The organism is Ensifer sp. ENS02, assembly GCF_014851885.1.
GTDB classification, from domain to species: domain Bacteria; phylum Pseudomonadota; class Alphaproteobacteria; order Rhizobiales; family Rhizobiaceae; genus Ensifer; species Ensifer adhaerens.
This window is the reverse complement of record NZ_JACVAO010000011.1, coordinates 219684-242625: the sequence shown is the minus strand read 5'-3', so window position 1 is coordinate 242625 and position 22942 is coordinate 219684. Positions and strand designations below refer to the sequence as shown.

Sequence of the window (22942 nt, the reverse complement as noted above, 5' to 3'; positions counted from 1 at the left end):
CCCGCCTCCCCCATCTTCCGGCAAGTGACCTCGCGGCCTTCCGGAAGTTCGCCGAACTCTATCGGCGCAGGCCGAGCTTGACGCGGAAATCAGGACCGGTGCCCTCTAGGAGATTTGCAATGGCGACCAAGCGCAAGTTCAGGAGCGATGCCTTTGAGGCGATCCATAGCGCCGTCGAAGACATGTCCGCGGCAGGCACCCGTTGGGTCCTATACGTCGCCGGCAGCGTCACTTTCGCCTGACGTCGAGACCCAGAGCCTCGGCGATGATGATCGACTGGTCGATCGTGATGATCGCGTCCTTGAGGCGAAGGTTCTCCGGATCGAAGGCGGTGAGGTCGCTGCCCCTGAGGTCGCAGGTGGTAAAATCTGCCCCATGCAGCCAGGCACCGGAAAGATCGACGTCCCTGAGCGAGCCGCCTTTGCAGGAGGCGCCGGTCAGATCCGCTTCCCGCATTCGCGTTTCCTTGAAGGATGCGCGGCCGAGAGCCGCGCCTGGCAATCCGGTAAAGGACCAGTCGCCGCCCGTCACCTGCATCTGGTCGAACTCGCAAGCGTCGAACATGCTTCCGACGAACTTGCACTCCTTGAAGCGGCTATCGAAGAACTTACAGGAGACGAACGTGCAGTTGACGAAGGCGCTCGCCTGGTGTGACGATGCATTGAACCGGGCTCGCCGGAAGGTGCATTCGTGAAAGACCACGCCGACGGTCTGCGCCTCGGTCAGGTCGAGATCGACGAACAGCGTGTTGTCGTATCGCTCGCGCTCGATCTGGCGACCGTACCAGTCGGCGCTTGCAATCGTGCTGTCGGTCTTGGGCGGCGCTTCGCCGTATCGTCGTTCAGCCATATCCATCCATCTGCGGCCCCGCACCAAGCGCAATGCCTTTTGTTGCTTCGCCGCTGAGCATTTCCATCTTCGCGATGATTGGCAATGCCGAAAAATCGAGCGCACGAGCGAAGCCACCGGGGCACGCAATTACGACGGGCTGGTTTCGACGCTATTCCACCAGCCGCACGCCGCCTCCCCTGCCGAAGCCGTTGGGCACGAAATCTTTGCCCTCTTCCCCCGGCTTCTTGAAGAAGGCCGTTCCGGACACGTAGAGGTTCAAAACCCTGGTAATCAGTGCGGTAAACTTCGATTCCGAATTGAGGCTTCCGCTGACGTTCCAGTCGACCACCGCATAAGGCAAATAGATCGCCCCATTGTCGAAGCTTCCAGTAGACGTGTTGATGCGGAACTGGACGCTGCTGTCCTTCGCCTGCCGGCCCTGGAACATCAGGATGCCGGCATGCGCGCCGCTGGTTGGCGCCGATACCTGCAGGATTGCCGCACCGTTCAAAAACAGCGGCGATTGCGCGTCCTCGAAATAGAAAAGCACGTCCTTGCCTATGACCTTGGCCGATGTGTTCAAGGTCAACGCGCCGCGGCGGAACGCGTAGATTCCGGGCTTCAGCGTTAACTCGTCCGTGGCATTCACGGTCAGCCCGCCGCAATAGATCCCGGGCTCGAGCGACGACTTGCCCTGGCTGTTGATCGTCTTCAGGCTTTGGGAGGTACAGGCGTCGTTCGGCGACACCGGTTCGGGCATGCCGGCCATGGGGTCGGGCACGACAGGAGATCCGTCGACCGGCGGCGGCGAAATCAGGCGGCCGGAAAGCTTCGACTGGCCGGTGACGGCGATCAGCGGTGCTGCGAACTTCCCCTGGTTCTCGGCGTAGAACGCACGTTGCGAATGGGACGAGTTCACCTGGAAGCCGCATTCGCTGGTGACCGAGTTCGAATTGATGATCTTCAGCGCATCGGCCCTGCCCGGATCAAGGATCAGGATGCAGGCCGAGCTGCCGGACCCTCGGGCGGCTTTCGCGATGACTGAGATCGGAACCGTCCGGAAGCCGAACATATGCATGATGGCGGTTTCGTAGTCCTCATTGACGGCCACCGCTACCGTATCCCGCTCGACCGTGACCTGATGGTTCCAGCTCGGGAGCTCTTTCAGATCTTGCGTGTCGTTGCTGCCAAGATGGGCGCCGAGAAAACCCACGGCGATCTTCTGCTCCGAACCGACACCTGCTGCAGCTCCCGCCAGTGCCGCAGCATCGGCCGCGCTTTGCATAGCGGCCTTTCGGTTGACCGCGGCTGCGAAATCGATCGCAACGCCAAGAGCGGCAATGAGGGGGATCGCGACAAGCGCTGCCAAGAGGCCGAAGTTCCCGGACCGGCATTTCAGCAGGGCCAAGGCGCAATGCCTGATCAGTGGCAGGTTCAGTATATTCATGGCAGTTTCTTTGCAACCAGATGGAGAGTAGTCGCCTCTTCGTGCAGGGAGCCTTGCCAATCCTTTAATTTCGGGCCGAGTTAACGGTATGCACTCTCTCAGACGCTCTTCAGAGCTCTGACACAGGCGCGAAACGAGGTTATTTGAAGATATTTTGCGCTAAACGCGCGTCACTTCGGCACAACCGGCCAGCTGCCACGCTCGCCGGTTGGAAGCGATTTTGGCGTGCCCGAGAGGCGGATTCTGGGTCTTCTTCACTCAGAGGTTGCTGGACTGCTGAGGCAGTGCAGCGACTAACCCCTTTTGCTCATTGCCTAATCCTTGACTGCTCCGTGCGCTGTGCGACGCTTTCGACTTCATGGTTGTACTGCGTAAGGGGCGGACGATGAAATTCACAAAGGCAAAGAGGAAACATCCCGGTAAGGCATTCAAAATAGGCGGGGCCGATAGAAGCGCATATGACGGCTTCGTCGGGACGGCGCGCGCAGCACCCGGCTTTTCCTATCGGGGACGATGGACCAGCGAAGGGTGCCCCGGCACCTTCGAAACATGGCTCGTAAATAAGGGCATATTGCCCAAACAATAGGGCCTTTCATTCTACTCAATCACGATCTGCCGGCGTCAAGGGTGGCGCCGGCCGCGCGCGTCAAGGCGCTCCGCCTAATAAAGCGATTTCGATTCCGCTTGGGCGTTCGAACGCGTTGGCATGCGCGAAAGAACCGGCTTGTCGCGACCGGAGGGGCGGCCGAGAATGCGTCGACGGCTGGCTGACGTCGAGACGTCGGCATCCCTGGCGGTACTGAGAGCAGGTTTCCGTGGCCCATACTGCAGACGGTCTCTGAACTGCGTTCTCGGGTCAGGCCTTCCCGCTCTCAATCGCACGTGCCCATCCCGCGGCTCGCTCGGCCGAGGCCGCCAGAACCGGTTTGGGCGCCTTGTACCACTCGTCCTTTGGGATCTCGCGCTTCTCGCGGACGAAGTCGATGGCGCGCTCCAATGTTTCGAATTGATCAGGCAGCGTCAAATGCAGGAACAGCGACACGACGACGACTGAGCGCGATCGGCCACCGCGGCAGTTGACGAGCACACCGCCACGTTCGCGCCTGGGATAGGACGGCTTTTCGGGCAGGACCTGCTCCAGGGCCGCTCGCAGGATGTAGTGGGCGGCCAGCATTTGCGTGTCCGGGTTCCCATCCCCGTCGATAAGCCCGATCTTGTAGTAGCGGATTTCGCCCGGTCCATGGATGCTGTTGCGGTGATCCGAGACGAGCTTCGGCTGGTCGACGAAATTGAAGTCCAGATTGACCGCGCAATTGACGACCGTCGTGATCCCGCACTTGCGCAGGAGTTCGAGGTCGCTCGCACCTTCCTTCCCGGAAATGAAGATGTCGACGCCATAGGTCGGATGCTTCGGATAGACGAGACTGAGCCTTGGCAATTCGCTGCTGGTCGTTTCCGTGGCGGAGGCATCGCTAAGATTGTCGAGCATGGTTTCCTCATGGGCTTTCATGGCGACGGCGCCTTCGCGCTGCGCCCGGCAGAGATTGCGGCGGCGACACGGTTCAGGGTTGGATAGTCGCCACCGCGGCCATAGGCGAGATACCCCGGGCAAAGGTAGTCGACGGATCCTTCCGGCACTTTGCCAAGCGACAACGGCGCATAACGGCCGCCTGCGTTCTTCAGGATCAGCGTCGCTGCGGCCACATCCCAGGCGTTGACGCCAAAGCCCGCGGCCGCATCGACAAAACCCGCCGCCACATGGGCGATGCTCAAAGCTGCACTTCCAGGGCGACGCACGGTCGAGAAGGTTTCGACCAGATCACCGAGGCGGGCAAGTGCCTCGTTGCGGCCATCCAGGCGAAAGTCGCGCGAGACCGGGTAGCCGGTGATCAGCGTTGCCCGGCTTTCGTCACCGATGGCTTTGGAGGCAATGACCTTTCCATTGAGATAGGCACGCTCGACGTCGCTCGAAAACAGGAGATCGGCCACCGGGTCATAGACGACCCCGGCCACAACCGATCCGCCTTCAACCGCCGCAATCGATATGCACCAGAAGGCAAGTCCTCGTGCGAAGTTCGCGGTCCCGTCGATCGGATCGACATACCATTGGATGTCGCCCTCACCGACCTGCCCGCCCTCTTCGCCAAGCATCGCCGAATTCGGCTCGTGCGCGAAGATGTAGTCGCGGATGGATGCCTCGGCTTGCCTGTCGTAGACCGTCACGACGTCGTGGAGATCGCGCTTGTAGTCGACGACCATTTCCGAGCGAAACGCAGCGAGCAAGGGGCCGGCGGCCGAGCGGGCCGCACCTTCGGCGATCGTCATCAGTCGCCGCGAGTAGTCGCGCTTGGCGTCTCTATCGGATTGGCTACGGCTCGTGGCGGGATTGGCGTCGGTCATGCTCTCTTCCTGTTCATCCTGGAACGGCCGGCGCGACCTGTCCTCGTGAGGCCGCGCCGGCCGGGATTTTACTTGCTGTAGTTCATGCGCCAGAAATCCTGCCACTCCTCGCGCCGGTCGAAATCGTCAAGCCCAGTGGCCGCGTCATAGGGAAAGAGGCGGTCCGCTACCTCCATGATCCCCGACGGTTCGTCTTGAGGCATCTTGATGTCGACATTGGTCGGCAGCTTGCCGTCCTTCATCTGGGGCGCGATGCCCTCTTCCGTCAGCACGTAGTGGATGAAGAGCTTCGCGGCATTCGGGCTCGCGGATTTCGAGGCGATCAGGCCGAGCTTGGTGTAGGTCCAGCCGACCCAGGGGGTCAGCTCCGTGCAGAGCCCGAGTTTGTAGCCTTTGCCTTCGTTATCACGGAACTTGGCGGAGCTCAGGAGCCCGAAAAAGGGCTCCTTCTGGCCGGCGGCGCCGACGGCTTCGGCAACCGGATCGTCGCCGTCCGTTACCAGCGGGCCGTTTTTTGCCAGGGCCTTGATCCAGGCGGCCGCTGCACTTTTTTCAGCGGTTTCGAGATCCTTGCCGAAGTGGACCTTGTAGGCCTCCTTCACGGCGTTGTCGGCATGCTTTTCCAACTGGTTGAACCAGTCGGTATAGGTGCTCTTGGTCAGGGGATCGACCAGCGCGATCTTGCCTTTCCATTTTGCCTCGGTCAGCTCCCAGATATTGCCGACCGGGCATTTGTCATAGGCCTCGGTGTTATAGGCCCAGACATTGGCATTGGTCGAAATCGCCAGCGGGTTCTGGAAGGCCGCCGGTATCTTCTCCTTCATGTCGCCGGGCAGATAGCTTTCGACGAAGCCCTGCGGCAGAAGCTGGGCGAGCGCTGCCGGCGCGTCGGTGATCAGGGCGACATCGCCCTGGACGTTGCCGGCCTGGGCTTCGCGGATGATCATCTCCAGCTGGCTGTTGGCCGAGACTTTGACGCCGGTCGCCTTCACCCCGTATTTGGCGGTGAAGGCCTCGGCCATCTCGACGATCTTGCCGGTGCTGTCATAGACATTGATCGGCTTTTCTTTCTTCGCCGCCTCCACCAGCGCATTGAGATCAAACGCCTCCTCGGCGTTTGCCTCGACGGCCAATGCGGCCGCAAGGGCGGCAAATGCCGCCCCCATGATCATAACCCTGTTCTTACCTTTGCTCATGGTTTCCCCTCCCAAGGAGACCGTTTCACATGTTCAGGCGATTACTTCTGGTAGCTGAGCCGCCACAGGTCCTGCCAGGTCTCGCGCGCGTCCCAGTCGTCGAGGCTCGTTGCCATCTGGTAGGGCATGACCTGATCAAGAACGGCGCCGATGCCCGACGGCTCGTCTGCGGGCAGCGAAACCTCCTTGTTGGTCGACATTTTTCCGTCTTCTGCCTGCGGCGCGATGCCTTCGGCGGTCATCACGTAGTGGATGAAGAGCTTTGAGGCGTTCGGGCTGTTGGTGCCCTTGGTGATCAGCCCGACGCCCGGATACATCCAGCCGAGCCAGGGTTTCAGGTCCTTGCAAAGGCCGAGCTTCATGCCCTTTTCGGCATTGTCGCGAAACTTCGCCGAGCTCATCAGCCCCATGAAGGGTTGCGACTGACCCGGCGCGCCGACGGCATCAGCAGCGGCCGCATCGGCGTCCGTCAGCAAGGGAGCGTTGGCAGCGAGCGCCTTGACCCAGGCGGCCGTCGCACTGCCGTCGTCGGTTTCGAGATCCTTCCCGTAAAGCTCTTTATAGGCGGCCGCCACTTTGTCGTCGCCGTGCTTGGCCATCTGGTTGAACCAGTCGACATAGGATGGCTTGCCGAGCGGATCCTGCATGGCGACCTTGCCTTTCCACTCAGGTCCCGTCAGCTGCCAGATGTTGCTGACCGGGCACTTGTCGAAGAGCTCGGTGTTGTAGGCCCAGACATTGGCGCTGGTAACGACGGTCAGCGGGTCCTGATACTCAGTGGGGATGTTGGCTGCGAGATCCGGCGGCAGCCAGCTTTCGGCAAAGCCCTGCGGGATGAGTTGCGCCATCGCGGCCGGTGCGTCGCTGATGATCGAGACATCGCCCTGGATGTTGTTGGCACGGGCCTCGCGAATGATCATCTCAAGCTGGGCCGTCGCCTTGACCTTGGAGCCCTCGGCGCCGACGCCATATTTCTCGGCAAAGGCCTTGGCCATTTCGACGATTTTGCCGGTGCTGTCATAAACCGTAATCGGCGGTTCCTTGCGCGCGGCCTCGATCAGCGCGTTCAGGTCGAACGGCTCTTGTGCCAGCGCCGGTCCGGCGAAGGCGACGATGGTCGTTGCCAGCAGCGCGCGCCTGATTGCACGGTGCGTCCTTTCAGTCCTTAGAAATTGCATCGTCTGTTCCTCCCTCAGATTATGTTTCGATTTGTCGTTCGGCACTGAAGCGCCTTAGTTCAGCGTGGACTTGCGCAGCAGCGCGTCCGCTTCGGCGATCCGCTGGCCGTCCTTGTTAAAGACGTGCAGTGCCTCAGGCGGCGCAAAGAACGAAACCCACGTTCCGGTCTCGACGCGCGGCAGGGCATTGGTCGTCAAGAACAGCGTGTCGCTGCCGTTCCTGAGCTCCAGGATCCAGCTGCCGCCGGTCGGCAGGACGCCTGTCACCGTCATTTCGCCGGAGAAGCTGCCGGCCGGCACATCGTTGGTTTTGACCGAATAGCCGATCGCTTCCGGTCGGATGCCGATCGAGCCAATGCCGCGCAACGACGGGTGGCGCGTGCCAAGATAGGCCTCGGCTGCGCGCGACAGCTCAGAGGCGGCGGCCGATCCGAAGTTCAGGATGTTGATCGGCGGGCTACCGACGAATTCCGCGACGAAGCGATTGGCCGGGCGATCATAGATATCGTTGGGCGTGCCCATCTGCTGCAGCGTGCCCTCGTTCATGACGGCGATCGTCGTTGCCAGCGTCATTGCCTCCCACTGGTCGTGGGTGACGAAGACGATGGTCGTCTTGAACTCCTTGTGGATGCGTTTGAGCTCGGCGCGCATCTCGAGCCGGAGCCGGGCGTCGAGGTTCGACAGCGGCTCGTCGAGCAACAGAACGCCCGGATTGACCGCCAGCATGCGAGCGAGCGCCACGCGCTGCTGCTGGCCGCCCGAGAGCTGCGACGGGTAGCGGTCGCGGTACTTGGCGATGTCGAGCGCCTGCATCACTTTCTCGACGCGCATTTCACGCTCTTCCCTCGGCAGTTTGCGCAGCCTCAGACCGAAGTCGGTGTTGCGTTCGATTGTCAGGTGCGGCCAGAGCGCGTAACTCTGGAATACCAGCCCCATCTCACGCTTTTCCGGCGGGATGAACACGCCTGCCCTGACCGAGTCGACCACCCGCTCTCCGATGCGGATCTCGCCGTCCGAGAGGTTTTCGAGGCCGGCGATCATGCGCAGCGTCGTGGTCTTGCCGCAGCCAGAGGGTCCAAGAAGGCACATGAACTCGCCGTCGCGGATTTCGAGATCGAGGTTCGAGACGGCATTGGCGGAATTGACGCCGTAGTTCTTCTGGGCGCCGCTGAGATTGATGGTGGGCATCAGCTTCCGAGTCCTTCTGCGAGATTGGTCTTGGTCAGCTTCTGGGCTGCCAGGGTTCCGAGATAGGCGATCGCCGCGATGATCAGCACGACGGCATTGGCGGCTTGCGTGTAGTGGTAGTCGACGAGCCGGAGCGAATAGGTGGTCAGAACATCGGTGCTCGGCACGGCGAGGATGACGAAGAGGCTCAGGCCCTTGATGCCCGAGATGAAGGGCAGCAGCACGCCTGTTACCAGCGAGCCCTTCTGGATCGGAATGACGATCAACATCATCCGCCGGAACCAGCCGGCGCCGGAAATCTGGGCCGCCTCTTCCGGATCCTTGCCAAGCTGGGTCATGGCCGAGATACCGGCGCGCGAGGCGTAAGGCATCTGGTCGGCGATCAGCGCCAGGACCAGGATGGTGACGGTACCATAGAGGGCCGGCATCGGTCCGCGTGGCACGGCGAAGAGCGACAGATAGGCGGCGGCAAAGGCGATACCCGGCACCAGATAGGGCAAGAAGGTGACCTGCCGCAGATAGACCGACAGGACCTTCACCGGCGTGCGGATGACCACATAGCCGACAAGAAGTCCGAGAATGCCCGAGGTCAAGGACGCAAGACCGACGATGACGAGCGTGTTTTTTGCAGCCGCCCATAGATCGGGGCTTAAGAGGACCCCGGTCTGCAGTGCCACCGTGTGGAGATCACTCCCGATCCAGTAGTCGAGCGTGAAATTGTCGAGCGTGAACTGCGCCGGCAGCTTCATGATGGTGGAGAGGAACAGGGTCAGAAGCGGCAGTCCGACGCTCAAGAGAAAGATAAGTGCGGCAAAACCGGTCGCCGGCAGGCGGTACTTGCCGAGCCGGCTCTGGCGGTTCATCGAACCCTTCGAGCCAACAGTAACGAAGCGCCGGGCTTCACGAACAAGACGCGCATCGATCATCAGGGTGACGATGCCGATCAGCATGATCGAGGCCGCGACGACACCGGCAACGCCGGTCTGGCGCGACGCGATGCTGCGAAAGAGCGAGGTGGAAAGCACTTCGAACTTGACCGGCAGGCCGAGCACATAGGGCACGCCAAACTCGCCGAGGCACTTGGCGAAGATCAGCACCATCGAGGACAAAAGTGCGGGACGCATCAGCGGCAGGATGATCTGCATCGCCACCTGGTAGCGCTTGGCTCCAAGGATACGGGCGGAATCTTCGAGCTGGGAATCAAAGCGACGAAGGGCAGAGCCAAACAGCAGGATGACGAAAGGCGTATAATGTAGCGCCAGGATCACGATGATCGGGAAGCGCCCATAGGCGACCCAGTCGGGCGGCGTTAGCCCCATGGCCTCGAACCAGCCCGGCTGGCCGCCGACGGTGCGGTTCTTGAAGAGCGTTGTCCAGGCAAGCGCAAAGGTCCAGGCCGGCAGCATGTAGGGCACGATCAGCGCTGTTGCGAACCAGCGCCGTCCGAACATGTCTGTCCGGCTGATCAACCAGGCGAGCACTGTACCGATCAACAAAGACAGGCTGATCGCTCCGAGCGCAACCGATAGCGTGTTGAAGAGCGGCCGCCAGAAAAGATCGACCGAGACCGGCGACAGGAAGGCTCGATCAAGGTAGTAGAGCGTAAGCTCACCAAAGTCCTTGCCGAGCCGCCGCTCGTGGCCGAATTGGACGCGCACGGCATCGAGCACGATCGAGATGATCGGCACGACGATGAGATAGGTAAAGAGAAGTGCCGTCAGGACGCCGATCAGCGTCGTCGGCTCCCGCGACGCGACCTTCATCCGATAGCGCCAGCGCTGCCATGCCGTCGGCGCCATTGCGCTGCCGGGCAATGTTGCCGCTTTGGCTGTCTCACTCAATAAGGCCATGCTCTGCCCCCTTGGAACTCAACATGCGCTGCCTGCCCCGGCGATCGATGCCGGGCGGAACTTTCAAAGTGCCAACGGGGAATAGAAATCAGTCGCCAGGGCGTGGCGCTGACCTACGCAAGAAGCCGCTCAATGACGCAAAAGGCGCGGCTGTCGGTTACTCAATCCTCCCCGTTCGCAGGGCAGGCGCAAGCGCTTGCCAGATGTCGGCGCAAGCTCCTCAACCGCGCCGCCATCACCACGAACATAGACAGAACAAAAATTCCAATCCAGCTCTGTCTATGGAACGTATGATCCAATGGCGAGGCGCCGTTGTCAACAAAAAAATGCACACGTGCGCAATGATATAAGCTATTGTTTTTGATGACTCTTTTGTGACACTGTTGTATTGTTTTTGGAACACGTGATCATTGAGGTTGGGCGAATGACTTCAGCGGGGAGAAACAGCCGATATAGATGGAGCGATGGTGACCGTTCACCGGCATCATTGGCTGGTTCACCGAGCGGGTAGGCTCGAACTTTTTCGTTGGAATGGGCCTGCTTTTGTGGCCCTGATGAAAAGCATCTGATTCTGCAGGAGAAAGGCATGGCGAGGGGCTTTGTGACGGCCGAAGAGGTTGCAAAACGCGCGGGCGTCTCACGCTCGGCGGTCTCGCGAACCTTTACGCCCGGAGCCAGCGTATCCCAGGCTGTGCGGCGCAAGGTTCTCAAAGCCGCCCGGGAGCTCGGTTACCGGGTCAACCGGCTGGCGCAAGGACTGAACAACGACCGCTCCAATCTCATCGGGGTCGTCGGTGCCAATCTCAGCGCACCCTTCCATGCAAAACAGCTCGATCTCTTGAGCATCGGCCTGTTGCGTCGCGGTCTGCAATGCCTGTTGCTCAATGCCGCGGATGCGCGAAAGGATATCGCGCCGCTGATCGAGCTACTGTTCGAGTTCCGGGCGCAAGCGATCATCGTTCTTTCCGGAGAGCCGCCGGAATCGATCGTCGACCAGTGCATTGCCAACGGCGTGCGCCTGATCCTGATCAACCAGAAAATCGATCGCACCGATACCAGCATGGTGCTGAGCGACGATTCCCGCGGTGCGGACCTTGCAGCACTGCGCCTGATCGAGGCGCGCTGCAAGAAGGTTGCGGTGATCTCGAGTGGCAGCCAAACCCCTGCTCAGGTGCGCCGCACCACTGCGTTCAAAAAGAAAATGGCGACCGCCGGGGTCGAGGTGGTCGCCTGGTCGGGCGGTACCACGAGTTATGAAAGCGGTTACCAGGCTGGCTGCGAGGTGCTCGTCGACGAGGCGATCGACGGCGCGTTTTGCGTTACCGATCTCTTGGCTCTCGGCTTTCTCGACGCTGCCCGCACCGAAATGCACCGCCGCGTGCCGGCCGATCTTTCCGTCGTCGGCTTCGACGATATTCCGCAGGCAGGGTGGAAGAGCTACGAACTCACCACCGTTGCGCAGTCCTTCTCCGCTCTGACGGAGCATGTTCTCGAAGCGCTGGAAGCCGACGAGATGGAAACGCGACTTCAGGTCGTTCCCGTCACGATGGTCGAGCGCAAGACCGCCCGACGCTAGACCGGAATGCTCAAGTGGCCGCCGGCCGGATACGGCTGTCGATCAACAACCCGCTCTGATCAAGGATGGGGTGCGCGACAGTTGCGATGTGTGCATTGATGCGTTTGAGATCGCGCAGCATGTCGAGATGGAGCGAGCTGGTTTCGATGCTTTCGGCGCGACCATCGCGCAGGCGCTGCAGATGCCGCTCAGCCGACTGCCGCTCCAGCCTGCGGACATCTTCCTTGGCTTCTACCAGGCGCCGCGCCATCGCGTTGTCACGCGTGGCAAACACGGCCTGGGCCATGCGCAGATTGTCGATCGTGATGGCGAAGAGACGCGACAGTTCCTCGTGGCCATCGGAGGAGAAAGCCAGGCCGCGGGCGATCTTCTTTGCAAGTTCGGCAAGGAGCCCCTTCTCGATGATGTCGCCGATATGCTCGAGGTTGATGGCATAGTCGACGATATCCATGGCGTGGCGGCGCTGTTCCTCGGCGATTTCGCACTGGCCGACGCGCGAGACGTAAACCTTGATCTCGTGTTGCACGCGATCCACGCGCCCTTCAAGCGTGCTGATCGCAGCAAGCCTGGAAGGGTCCGTCTGCTGCAGGGCATCGTTTGCTTCGACCAGCATGCGCTCGACCAGGTCGCCGACGCCGAGCACTTCCCGACTTGCGCCGGCAAGCGCTGCGACCGGCGTGCCGAGATCGTTCTGTTCAAGGAAAAGCGGGCCGTCCGTCGCCGTTGGCTCGTCCGGCAACAGGCGCATGGTCAGGCGGGATAGAGGCCGAGCGAGGGGAGCCGCCAGAAGCGCCAGTGCGAGATTGAAGGCGAGATGCACATCAACCGGCAGATTGCCGCGTGAGACAGGCGGCCAGTCGATATGCGGGGCGATGTACCCGGCGAGCGCCAGAGCGGCCAGGCAGCCGACGGCACGCACGATCAGGTTGCCAAGGGCAACCCGCCTGGCGCTCGCCGCAGCCTTGAATGTGGCTAGAACCGGGGGCACAGCACCGCCGAGATTGGCTCCCAGAACGAGGGCGATGAGCGGGCCGGTCGAAAGGCTGGCGGATGTTGCAAGAGACAGGATCAGCACAACGACTGCCAGGCTCGATGACGCGAGCGCTGCGAGTCCTGCCGAGATGACGAGCGCCACCGGCCAGGCATTGTCGAGCATCCCGAAGAAAGCCGAAAGGGCGGCAGAGGTCCGCAGCGGTTCGGTCGCACCGCCAATCAGATGCAGCGACAGCAACATCAGCCCGATGCCGACGAGCGCTGCGCCTGATCCCTTGCGCGTGCTCGAGCTGCCGCGCCCGACAACGAAACCGCAAAGCAGCAAGAGCGGTGAGAGCCAGCCGAGCCCCAAAGCCACGATCCAGGCCGTCATCGCCGTGCCGACGTTGGCGCCGAGCAGCACGATCTGCGCCATGCGCGGCACGATGAGATCACGCTCGACGAAGGACGCGACCATGAGAGCGGTGGCGGTGGAGCTCTGAAGGGCGATGGTTGCGACGAGGCCACCGAAAAACGAACGAAGACCGTCACGCGTACCGGCCGCCAGTCCGGCTTTCAGACGGGCACCAAAAGCGCGTTGCATGCCGTCGCGAACCTGACCAAGGCCGAACAGGAGGAGCGCCACCGCGCCGAAGAGGTTGATGCTGACGATCGCAGTGCTCATGGCCCCCTCCCCAATGCTGTTTATTGCCGGCCGCGCAGCAACTCCGCTCGAAAGAGTTGCTGAAAGGATGCATAGGTCTCAAAGCCGAGGTCGCTGACGAGCCGCATGACTGTCGTCGTCGAGACACCGCTGCGCACGGCCACTTCCCGTGCGCTCGCAAAGGCGACGTCGTACGGATGGGCAAGCACGAACTTGGCCACTTCCAGGCGCCCACCCTTCAGATGACGTCGGCCCAGACGGCAAGATTCCCGCAACTCGATGAAAGTCGCCGGCGGCGCGGAGGAAGAGGCCGTGGAGAGCAACTGGTCCATGGTCAGGCAGCCTCTTCCGTGTCGGAGGTGCTCTCGAGGCGGATGTGCAGGCTTCCCGCTTCGGCACGATCGAGGAAGGCGTCGAAGGCCCCGAAGAAGATCGCCAGGAAGCCTGATGTCGATCCGTCCCAGCCGGTCCCGGGCGGACGGCCGAAGTGTTTGGCGAGCAGGCGATAAAGCGCGCGGCGCCGCTCAGGTATCTTGTCAAGCGCAAGGACGCCGGCCTGGCGCAGGCAATACCAATCGGCGATCACCTCGATCATATCGAGGCTGGCGGCGTCCTCAGAGATGGCGATCGCTCCTTGCCCGGAAGCGCTCGTCATGGCGCCGGCGTCGGGCATCAACTTGCAGACCGCAGCGATCGAACGCCCGGATATTTCGTTGACGACATCTCCGGGCCATTCCTTCGGAAAATAGCGATGCTGGACCAGGGCACGCTTGTGTGCCTTCAGGAAGGAACCGTAATCCGCTGCGGCAAAGGCTGGGTCCGGATATTCGCCGGCTCGCACCGCTTCGCGACGATAGGCGCGCAGCACGCGTGGATCGACGGCCATCGCGGACAATTCGACGAATTCGATGGACGACGCCGATTGAGACGGTTCGACGATCTTGAAGGCCGGCGGAAAGGCCACGAGCGACGGCACGGCGACATTGATCAGCGAGCGGCAGCCGCGCGCGCGGCGCGTAACGCCTTCGACATGCAGGTGCCCGCTAAAATGCAGCGTCATGCCGGCGGTCATCAGTGCATCTGCGACCGCCTGCTGTGGTGTCCTGCGGGCAATATTGGTCTCGCCGAAGAGAACGCTTTCGGCTCCCGTTGCGCCATCGAAGGGATCGAGCACCGGATAATGCGAGAATGCGAGCAGCGTTTTTCCGAGTTTCGTTGCGCGCGCGGACACGTCGGCAATCCAGTCGACGATGAACGGTTTCAGCCTGATAAGCGCGTTCCAGCCCGCGCCGGTGCTGTCGACGAAAGCGGCTTCATCGCCCTCCTCAAACAGGCCGTCGCGTGGTTCGAAGACGTTGGCGTCGATCATCAGCAGCCAGAGACCCGGCTCGGGCTCGACCAGATAGGAGGCATCCATCAGCCGGTAGCAATTCCGGCCGTCCGGAGACGAGACCGGGTAGAGCCGATCCTCGACGCGGTCAGACGCCCCGAACGGGGTTTCCCAATGAAGATAGTCCGGCCGTCGGAAGTACCCATGGGTAGCCACGGGGGCAAGGCCCGTCGGATATCCCTCGCAATACATGCGCGGCGTTGTGTGGCTGCCGGGGGCTGCCTTTCCTACGTCGCTCGTGACGAGGACCCTCACGTCGTTCCGATCAAGAAATTGTTTGGTGTGGTGTCGCCCCTTGGGCCCGAAGATGTCGTGGTTGCCCGGAAGCGCATAAAAGCGCGTGCCATGGGTGCTCTCGTGCCCATCAAGAATGGTGCGCAGGCGCGCCGTTGTCTGTCTTTGCCCGTCGTCCGTGTAGTCGCCCAAAAGGACGACGTGACGGATGCCGCGGCGCGCGACCTCCGCCAAGGCCTCGTCCAGCGCCTTGGCACTTTCGTTGAAGACGCGGGTGGATTCGCGCGTGTCGGTCCAGCTTCTGATGGCCAGTTTTTCGCCGTCGATCTCTATCCGCGGGAACTCGAAATCGCCTTCAAGATCATGGAAATGGGCGTCGGCGATGATGGCGATCCGAGGCAAATCAGACATCGGCCTTCACCTCCAGACGGGAGGCCTCGACGAGGTCGATCCAGGCCGAAGCGCGGCGCGCTGCCTCATAGAGCATGGGCTTCGGCGTCTCGAACCATTCATCCGGCCGCAGTTCGCGATGCTCGCGGATGTGGGCGACGGCCGCGTCGAGTGTGGGAAACAGATGCGGCTGCTGCTTGTGCAGGAACAGCGCCACCAGCGACACCGAGCGGCTGCGTCCGCCGCGGCAATTGACGAGGATGTTGCCGCCATCGGCGAAGGGGTAGGTTGCGCGCTTCGGCATCGTCTGGCGTAGCGCACCGTCGAGAATGTAGTAGGCACCGAGCATCATCGTGTCGGGGCTGCCATCACCGTCGATCATGCCGAGCTTGTGATAGCGGACGGCCGCATAGCCGCTTGCACAAAGGTCATCATTGATGCTGACTTCTTCTTCGCGCACGAGGTTGATGTCCAGGTTGATCGCGCAATTGACGACAATGGAGATCCCGTGACGCTTGAGCAGGTCCAGGTCACGCGCGCCGTCACTGCCGCCGATATAGAGATCGGCGCTGTGGGGCCCGAGTTCTCTGGCGATCAGACTGATAGCGGGCCGGGTGTAGACCGGTGCGTCCATTGGATTTCCCCTTGTGTATGCGAACGGGTGGCATGCGTGTTCAGGCTACCGCGGTTTCAGGCCAGCTGGAGCCTGGCGGCTTGCTCCCTTTTTTGGACCGGGATGCCTGAAGCCACACTTACGCCGCCGGCAATCGCCGGCGTCGATGCGAGCACCGGCCCGCCGTCGAGCAGGCTGCCTATTTCCATGAAGGGACACACGGCGCCGCCCGCCTCGGCAACGAGCAACAGTCCGGCAAGGCAATCCCACGAGTTCATGTGCAGCTCGACATAGGCGTCCGAGCGCCCATCGGCGACATAAGCGAGCGCAAGTGCTCCCGAAGCGCCGCGCCGCACATTGGCGCCCTTCTCCAGCATCTGCCGCATCGTCTCCAGATAGGTCTCGTCCGGCACCCGCCGCGACCAGCCCATTTCGACCGACGCGGCATCGAAGGTCGCCGTCGACGAGACCGTGATGACCTTGCCGTTGAGCGTTGCACCTTCTCCCCGGCGGCAGAAATAAAGTTCGTCGTGGGCCGGATTGTAGATTGCGCCGATCTCTGCGCGTCCGTGTTCGACATAGGTTATGGAGATGCAGAAGTGCGGGATTCCGCGCGCGAAGTTTGCCGTGCCGTCGACGGGATCGACGACCCAGACGCGATCGGCAACGGTCCCGCCGCCCTCCTCGCCCAGGAACGCATCGGCCGGAAAATGGGTGGCAATTGCGTCGCGAATATGGGCCTCGGAGGCCGCATCGGTTTCCGTCAGAAAATCCTGCGGGCCCTTTAGGGAAAAGCCACGCTCGGCACTTGCCTTGAAGCCGTCGAGCACCAGAGCGCCGGCAGAGCGAATGACATCCCGACACAACAGGGCCCGCCCCGAAAGGTCGCTCGAATAGCGCGGCTTGTGATCGTTCATCGGCGAAACTCCATTGCACACGCGTGCATATTTGCACGCGTGTGCATGTTGCGCAAGTCGAAATTGCCGGTCCGTGCCAGGTGCCTGGAAGATTGGTCGATCGTCGCGGCCGCACTCAGCCGGACATCTGCGGCATTTCTGCAATATTCAAGCAGGCGCGGTCGACGTAGTGTCCACATGTCGAATCTCAAGGCAGGGTCGAATGACGACGATCACGATACAGGAAGCGCTCGACCGGGCGGGCACGGGCCCCTATCAGCGGCGCCTCATGGGCATATTCGGCCTGGTTTGGACGGCCGATGCCATGCAGGTGCTCGCCGTCGGGTTCACCGCCGCGTCCATTGCCGCAACATTCGGGCTGACGGTTCCCCAAGCGTTGCAGACGGGCACGCTGTTTTTCCTGGGCATGCTGATCGGCGCCGTCGGCTTCGGCAGGCTTGCCGATCGGATCGGCCGGCGCCGGGTCCTGATCGTAACCGTTGCCTGCGACGCGGTCTTCGGCATTCTGTCGATCTTCGCTCCGAATTTCGTGGTCCTGCTTGTCCTGCGCTTCCTCACCGGCGCTGCGGTCGGCGGCACACTTCCCGTCGATTATGCGATGATGTCGGAATTCCTGCCGGCGCGCAGCCGCGGGCGATGGCTGGTCATGCTTGAAGGCTTCTGGGCCGTGGGCACGCTGATCGTGGCACTGGCGGCATGGCTCATCGCTCTTGCCGGCCTTACGGACGGATGGCGCTACATCTTTGCCGTCACGGCCATTCCGGCAGTCATTGGCGTCGGACTACGCTTCCTCGTGCCGGAATCGCCGCTTTACCTGTTGCGCGCGGGCAAGGCGGAGGCGGCCAAGGCGATCGTCGATCGAATGCTCGCAGCCAACGCTCGACCGCAACTCGAGCCGACCGTATCGATCGCCCTGCCTGTACCGACGGCCGATCTCAGTATCTTTTCGAAGGACTTGCGTCGCCGCAGCCTTCTGATCCTTTCGGTCTGGTTCCTCGTCTCGGTCTCCTACTATGGCGTCTTTACCTGGATGCCGCCGCGGCTTGCGGGAGAAGGCTTCGGCTTCGTGCGTGGCTATGGGTTCCTCGTTCTCATCGCTCTGGCGCAGATCCCGGGCTATGCGCTTGCCGCCTACGGCGTCGAGAAGTGGGGACGGCGCCCGACGCTGGTCGGTTTCTGCCTGCTCTCCGCCCTCAGTTGCCTGTTGTTCGTCGTGGCGGATGCGGCCTCGGTCGTTGCCGCTGCGCTCCTGATCATGAGCTTTGCACTGCTCGGCACATGGGGCGCACTCTATGCCTATACGCCGGAACTCTATCCGACCGCCTCGCGCGCGACCGGCATGGGGGCGGCCGGCGGCATGGCTCGGCTCGGTGGCCTGCTTGCGCCTTCGCTCATCGGATTGCTGGTGGCGAAGGGCTTCGGCCTGGCGATCGGCACCTTTGCAGGCTTGCTGCTTGTGGCGGCGATCGCCGCTGCGTTGATTGATGCGGAAACCCGCAAGGTATCGCTGACCTGATACGGTGCATTCTTTTCAGGGGCAGTAGCTCACAGTTTGGAAAACTGAACTGCGTTTCAACGCGTTAGCGCCTCCTTTCCCTGTGAACAACCTGTGGACCGGCTGCGGACAAGGCCGGAAGTCGGGTTGCCGGCTGTTCGATCGTAAAAGCGCTCGTAAAATGGCTGTGCGGTCAAGCTCACGACCGTTAGTGTAGCAACTATCTCATCGGGGCCGGCACGTGTGCCGGTCCCGATTGTATGCCGGGGCGGCTGTCCTTGGCGACGTCCCCCTCCTCCCGACGAACGCTCATTTTGGCACCGTTTGGCAGTTCCGGCCGACGACCGCGGCGCACGTCTTGCGTTTATGCATAGCTGCATTGCACAATAAATGTTTTCCAGCTGGTCAAAAATCAGGCATAAAGCACACAGCTGATGCACATGGCGGGTCTCCTCCCAGTCCGCCGCAGCAGCTGTTCCCCTCTGGAGGTTTTTGACCTTCACACCTTTATGGGCCGCGGTCTTCCGCTGGCCCTTTTTTCTTTTCTGCGACCCTTCACCTTCGGCAAGGCTCCACGCCACTGTTGCTGCACGCGCAATTGCGTTTCGAAAAAACGTGTTCTGTAATGGGCCGCGTCATTGAGCGATGGAGGCGGGAGACCGGTGGAGCCGATACATCTGTTCGAACTGGTGATCGGCATGTTTATCGCGATCATCGCGCTGCACTACGTCGCGCATCGGCTCGGCCTGCCGCCGTCGGTGGCGCTTCTTAGCGGTGGCGCGATGCTCGCCTTCATGCCGGGGCTGCCGGCCATCGCGGTCGACCCGGAGCTGGTGCTCGTCATCTTCTTGCCGCCGCTGCTCCTCGATGGCGCCTGGACGATCGCGGTCGGCCGCCTGCGCCGTCACTTGATCGGCATCGCCTCGCTTGCGATCGGCGCAGTGTTTTTTACCGCGGCCGCTGTTGCCGTCGTGACGCACCTCATCTTCCCGTCCCTGCCTTGGGCCGCATGCGCCGCACTCGGGGCGATCGTCTCGCCGCCCGACGCCGTCTCGGCACGGGCCGTGCTGCAGCGCGTGCAGTTGCCGCGACGGCTGCAGATCCTGCTCGAAGGCGAAAGCCTGCTCAACGACGCAAGCGGACTGGTATTGTTCCGCTTCGCGATCGCCGCCGGCGTCACCGGGGCTTTTAGCGCCGGCGAGGCAGTCGGCAACTTCTTCCTGCTGGCGATCGGCGGTGCCCTTGTCGGCCTCGCCATCGGTACGGCGTGGGTGCTGCTTGCCCGCCGCCTCGGAGATGAGTACCTGATCATCGCCGCGACGGCCCTTTTGTCCTGGACGTCCTACCTGCTCGGCGAGTTCCTGCATGTTTCCGGCGTGATCGCGACAGTTACCACCGGCCTCGTCGCCAGTTGGCACCAGCACACCGTGCTCTCGGCCGCCACCCGTATGCGCGGCTCCGCCTTCTGGACCGTCATCGTCTTCCTGATGGAGGCCGCGGTTTTCATCCTGATCGGCCTGTCGCTTCGCGGTGTGGTCGAGCGCGGCGGCGGGTTCGAGACCGTTGCAGCGACCTTGGGGTGGCCGATCCTCATGGTGCTCTTCGCGCTCACTGTCGCCCGCTTCCTCTGGGTGTTCGGTTCCGACTTCGCAATCTGGCTTGGCAACAGGCTGGGGCTCAAGCGCTACACGCCGGTCGGCGCGCGCGGTGCGACCGTGCTTTCCTGGGCCGGCGTTCGCGGCGTGGTAACGCTCGCCCTTGCGCTGAGCGTGCCCGAAGGCTTCCCCGGCCGGGACTTCATCCTGGTAACCTCCTTTGCCGTGATCCTTGGAACGGTGCTGATCCAGGGAACGACGCTCGGGCGGGTGATCGCCTGGGCGAGGCTCGTCGAGCCTTCGTCTGAAAAGGCACCCCTCACCCTAAGCCAGGCCGAGGCGGCGATGGCCCAGGCGCAGCTCATCACCATTCAAAGCCGCGCCTATGACCCGGCGGGCAATCTCATCCATCCGCAATTGCTGGACCGCTATCAGCGCCGAGCGGTTTCGATCGTCGACTATGCCGCGCGCACGGAGCATTACACGCCGATCCTCCACGCCCATTTCGACGTCGTGCTCGAAGCGGTCGCGACCGGGCGGCGCGAACTCATCCGGCTTCATCGCGCCGGCGAAATCGACGATGAAACGCTGCACGAACTGGAGCGCGATCTCGACCTTGAGGAATTGAGCGCAATATCTGCCAAGGCGTGAGCCTCTTGCCCGAACGTTTCTTTCCATTTTCTCCTTTGACATGAGGGGCGGATGTCCTAGATGTCCGCAAATTGGCGCCAAGTATCGAGGAGCTTGAGAGCGATCAGGAAGTCAAAGGCGCCGAAACCACCAAAACCGAAGACGCTGTTGCAGAAGCTGGCTGCCTCGCCCGAGAAACTGTTTTCGGGTTCGTTTCGCCAGCAATGTGCAGCACTTTGCTATCGTTACGTGCCTGACGGCGCGATCGAGATCCTTCTGGTGACGTCGCGCGACAGCGGCCGCTGGCTCATCCCAAAAGGCTGGCCGATGAAACAGAAGGAACCGCACGAGGCCGCGGCGATCGAAGCCTTGCAGGAGGCCGGTGTTCGCGGGAAAGTTCGCAAGAAGCCGATTGGCAGCTACACCTACTTAAAGATGCTCGATGACGGCGACGTGGTGCCCTGTATCGTTGACATCTTCCAGATCGAAGTCACCAAGCTGGCGGAGAAATACAAGGAGAAAGGCGAGCGTTTGGTCGCCTGGGTCAGCCCCGATGAAGCGGCGCGGCGCGTCCGCGAAATCGAGCTCAAATCGCTTCTGGTCGACTTCAAGCCGCGGTGAGGTCGCGCACCTTTCCGGATCACATCCTTGGACGATAGCCGCGCTGACGCTTGCTACGCGTTAGGTCGAGGAAGAGTTTGACCGCCTCCTCCTCCCGCGCGAAGTGGTGCACCATCATCTGGCCGTGACTTCCGATCCGTCCCCAGCGCCGCGTCAGGCACGCCTCGCCCAATAGGGACATGGAGATCTGCATGGAGTAGTAGCGCGCCATGTTTCTGGCCGCGTCCCTTCGCTCGACATAGATCTGGTAGGGCTGAACGATCGTCATGCGCGAAGATTCGGCGATCGGCGCGCATAGGTCCAACGAGAGTTTTGAATCGATCACGGGCGACCGATTCATTTTGGTGATCTGTCACGACCCTTGCCGCAATGGATAAGGGTCAACGGGCGCACCGGCGAAAGCTCCGCAGACAAGCAAAAGCCGGAACGGCGTGCACCGATCCGGCCTTCGAAATGTTGAAGCCTTGGTTAGCCGCGGAACGTGTAGTCCGCGATCGACTGCGGTTTCATCTCGATCGAGAAACCCGGCCGCTGCGGCGGCATATAGGCGGCATTTTCGATCACGCAGGGATCGAGGAAGTGTTCGTGCAGATGGTCGACATATTCGATGACGCGACCATCTTTGGTGCCGGAAACCGCCAGATAGTCGATCATCGACAGATGCTGGACATATTCGCACAAGCCGACGCCACCGGCATGCGGCCAGACCGGCAGTCTGTACTTCGCCGCAACAAGCAGCACCGCCAAAACCTCGTTCAGGCCCCCCATCCGGCAACTATCGATCTGGACGATGTCAATCGCGCCCTCGGCGATGAACTGCTTGAACATGATGCGGTTCTGGCACATCTCGCCGGTTGCGACCTTCACCGGTCCGATCGCCTCGCGGATCTTGCGGTGACCGGCAACGTCGTCGGGGCTCGTCGGCTCCTCGATGAAGAAGGGCTTGGCAAAAGCGAGCTGCTTGACCCAGTCGATCGCCTCGCCGACTTCCCAGACCTGGTTGGCGTCGATCATCAAATAGCGGTCCGGGCCGATCACCTCGCGCGCGATCGTCAGTCGCCGGATGTCGTCGGCAAGGTCGCGGCCGACCTTCATCTTGATATGGTTGAAACCTTCGTCGATCGCCTCCTGGGCGAGACGCCGGAGCTTATCGTCGTCATAACCGAGCCAGCCGGCCGATGTCGTGTAGCAGGCATAGCCTTCCTTCTCGAGCGTCGCGATGCGCTGAGCCTTGCCGGGTTCGGCCCTGCTGAGGATGGCAACCGCCTCGTCACGCGTCAGCACGTCGGTCATGTAGCGATAGTCGACGATATCGGCGATCTCTTCCGGCGACATTTCGGCGACAAGCCGCCAGACGGGCTTGCCCGCCTCCTTGGCAAGCAGGTCCCAGACGGCGTTGACGACGGCGCCGGTCGCCAGATGCATCGCACCTTTCTCCGGGCCGATCCAGCGCAGCTGGCTGTCGCTGGTCAGGTGCCGCCAGAACCGGCCGGGATGGGCGAGAATGTCTGATGTCTCCTGGCCGACGATCAGATGCCGCATGGCCTTGATCGCCATGCAGCAAATGTCGTTGCCGCGGCCGATGGTGAAGGTGAGACCATGGCCCGCAAGTCCCTCCCGATCGGTGTCGAGGATGACATAGGCCGCGGAATAGTCCGGGTCCGGGTTCATCGCGTCGGAACCGTCGAGGCTCTGCGAGGTCGGAAAGCGCAGGTCGAAGACGCGCAGATCAGTGATGCGGGTCATGGTCACTCC

The 22942-nt window shown here is 62.0% G+C and carries 19 protein-coding genes and 1 pseudogene; 5 read left to right on the top strand and 15 right to left on the bottom strand.

Annotation, left to right across the window (positions count from 1 at the left end; translation table 11 throughout):
* Window positions 1–119: 119 nt before the first annotated feature.
* Window positions 120–200, top strand: a pseudogene (locus tag IB262_RS24135) (transcriptional regulator); the annotation flags it as partial.
* 28 nt (window positions 201–228) lie between these two features.
* On the opposite strand, the gene IB262_RS24130 reads toward IB262_RS24135, so the two are convergent.
* From IB262_RS24130 to IB262_RS24095, 8 genes are all read right to left on the bottom strand, one after another.
* Window positions 229–849, bottom strand: coding sequence for a pentapeptide repeat-containing protein (locus tag IB262_RS24130; RefSeq protein WP_034796525.1), 621 nt, complete (start codon window positions 847–849; stop codon window positions 229–231).
* A 151-nt stretch (window positions 850–1000) separates the two neighbouring features.
* On the bottom strand, window positions 1001–2278 hold the full coding sequence (locus IB262_RS24125; RefSeq protein WP_192493906.1) for a pilus assembly protein TadG-related protein: 1278 nt from the start codon (window positions 2276–2278) through the stop codon (window positions 1001–1003).
* Between the two features lie 856 nt (window positions 2279–3134).
* Window positions 3135–3767, bottom strand: a complete 633-nt coding sequence (locus IB262_RS24120) for a dual specificity protein phosphatase (RefSeq protein WP_060580825.1) — start codon at window positions 3765–3767, stop codon at window positions 3135–3137.
* Between the two features lie 17 nt (window positions 3768–3784).
* Window positions 3785–4678 (bottom strand): inositol monophosphatase family protein, encoded by an 894-nt coding sequence (locus IB262_RS24115; RefSeq protein ID WP_060580706.1) that lies wholly within the window; start codon window positions 4676–4678, stop codon window positions 3785–3787.
* Window positions 4679–4746: 68 nt separating this feature from the next.
* Window positions 4747–5874, bottom strand: a complete 1128-nt coding sequence (locus tag IB262_RS24110; protein ID WP_162733060.1) for an ABC transporter substrate-binding protein — start codon at window positions 5872–5874, stop codon at window positions 4747–4749.
* A gap of 41 nt (window positions 5875–5915) precedes the next feature.
* Complete coding sequence (locus IB262_RS24105; RefSeq protein WP_113136035.1) at window positions 5916–7052, bottom strand: ABC transporter substrate-binding protein; 1137 nt, start codon at window positions 7050–7052, stop codon at window positions 5916–5918.
* A 54-nt stretch (window positions 7053–7106) separates the two neighbouring features.
* Window positions 7107–8240: an ABC transporter ATP-binding protein gene (locus IB262_RS24100; protein WP_192493905.1), complete on the bottom strand. Its 1134-nt coding sequence runs from the start codon at window positions 8238–8240 to the stop codon at window positions 7107–7109.
* A complete protein-coding gene (locus tag IB262_RS24095; protein ID WP_192493904.1) occupies window positions 8240–10090 on the bottom strand; it encodes an iron ABC transporter permease in 1851 nt (616 codons plus the stop codon). Before IB262_RS24095 ends, IB262_RS24100 begins: the two co-directional genes overlap by 1 nt.
* Window positions 10091–10676: 586 nt before the next feature.
* Between IB262_RS24095 and IB262_RS24090 the strand changes: the two genes are divergently transcribed.
* Window positions 10677–11666 carry a LacI family DNA-binding transcriptional regulator gene (locus IB262_RS24090; RefSeq protein ID WP_060517897.1) on the top strand — a complete coding sequence of 330 codons (990 nt, stop codon included), beginning with the start codon at window positions 10677–10679 and terminating at the stop codon, window positions 11664–11666.
* Between the two features lie 10 nt (window positions 11667–11676).
* Here IB262_RS24090 and IB262_RS24085 read toward each other — a convergent pair whose 3' ends face one another.
* Genes IB262_RS24085 through IB262_RS24065 form a run of 5 tightly spaced genes read right to left on the bottom strand, consistent with a single transcriptional unit; the run spans window position 11677 to window position 16846 of the window.
* Window positions 11677–13323 (bottom strand): Na/Pi cotransporter family protein, encoded by a 1647-nt coding sequence (locus tag IB262_RS24085; protein ID WP_113294631.1) that lies wholly within the window; start codon window positions 13321–13323, stop codon window positions 11677–11679.
* Window positions 13324–13343: 20 nt separating this feature from the next.
* On the bottom strand, window positions 13344–13634 hold the full coding sequence (locus IB262_RS24080) for a MurR/RpiR family transcriptional regulator (protein WP_049810991.1): 291 nt from the start codon (window positions 13632–13634) through the stop codon (window positions 13344–13346).
* Between the two features lie 2 nt (window positions 13635–13636).
* Window positions 13637–15337, bottom strand: coding sequence for a metallophosphoesterase (locus IB262_RS24075; RefSeq protein ID WP_192493903.1), 1701 nt, complete (start codon window positions 15335–15337; stop codon window positions 13637–13639).
* The gene (locus tag IB262_RS24070; protein WP_192493902.1) at window positions 15330–15950 is read right to left on the bottom strand and encodes a dual specificity protein phosphatase; all 621 of its coding nucleotides are present in this window, start codon (window positions 15948–15950) and stop codon (window positions 15330–15332) included. The genes IB262_RS24075 and IB262_RS24070 overlap by 8 nt, the downstream gene beginning before the upstream one ends.
* Window positions 15951–16006: 56 nt before the next feature.
* Window positions 16007–16846, bottom strand: coding sequence for an inositol monophosphatase (locus IB262_RS24065; RefSeq protein WP_060603777.1), 840 nt, complete (start codon window positions 16844–16846; stop codon window positions 16007–16009).
* 202 nt (window positions 16847–17048) lie between these two features.
* Between IB262_RS24065 and IB262_RS24060 the strand changes: the two genes are divergently transcribed.
* The 3 genes from IB262_RS24060 (at window position 17049) to IB262_RS24050 (ending at window position 21187) form a co-directional block, all read left to right on the top strand.
* Window positions 17049–18362: an MFS transporter gene (locus tag IB262_RS24060; protein WP_192493901.1), complete on the top strand. Its 1314-nt coding sequence runs from the start codon at window positions 17049–17051 to the stop codon at window positions 18360–18362.
* 641 nt (window positions 18363–19003) lie between these two features.
* Entirely contained in the window at window positions 19004–20587 is a 1584-nt protein-coding gene (locus IB262_RS24055) for a Na+/H+ antiporter (protein ID WP_192493900.1), read from the top strand.
* A gap of 93 nt (window positions 20588–20680) precedes the next feature.
* Window positions 20681–21187 (top strand): NUDIX hydrolase, encoded by a 507-nt coding sequence (locus tag IB262_RS24050; protein WP_060580712.1) that lies wholly within the window; start codon window positions 20681–20683, stop codon window positions 21185–21187.
* 19 nt (window positions 21188–21206) lie between these two features.
* Here IB262_RS24050 and IB262_RS24045 read toward each other — a convergent pair whose 3' ends face one another.
* On the bottom strand, window positions 21207–21455 hold the full coding sequence (locus IB262_RS24045; RefSeq protein ID WP_060580826.1) for a WGR domain-containing protein: 249 nt from the start codon (window positions 21453–21455) through the stop codon (window positions 21207–21209).
* A 200-nt stretch (window positions 21456–21655) separates the two neighbouring features.
* Window positions 21656–22933 (bottom strand): L-fuconate dehydratase, encoded by a 1278-nt coding sequence (locus IB262_RS24040; RefSeq protein ID WP_192493899.1) that lies wholly within the window; start codon window positions 22931–22933, stop codon window positions 21656–21658.
* Window positions 22934–22942 lie beyond the last annotated feature (9 nt).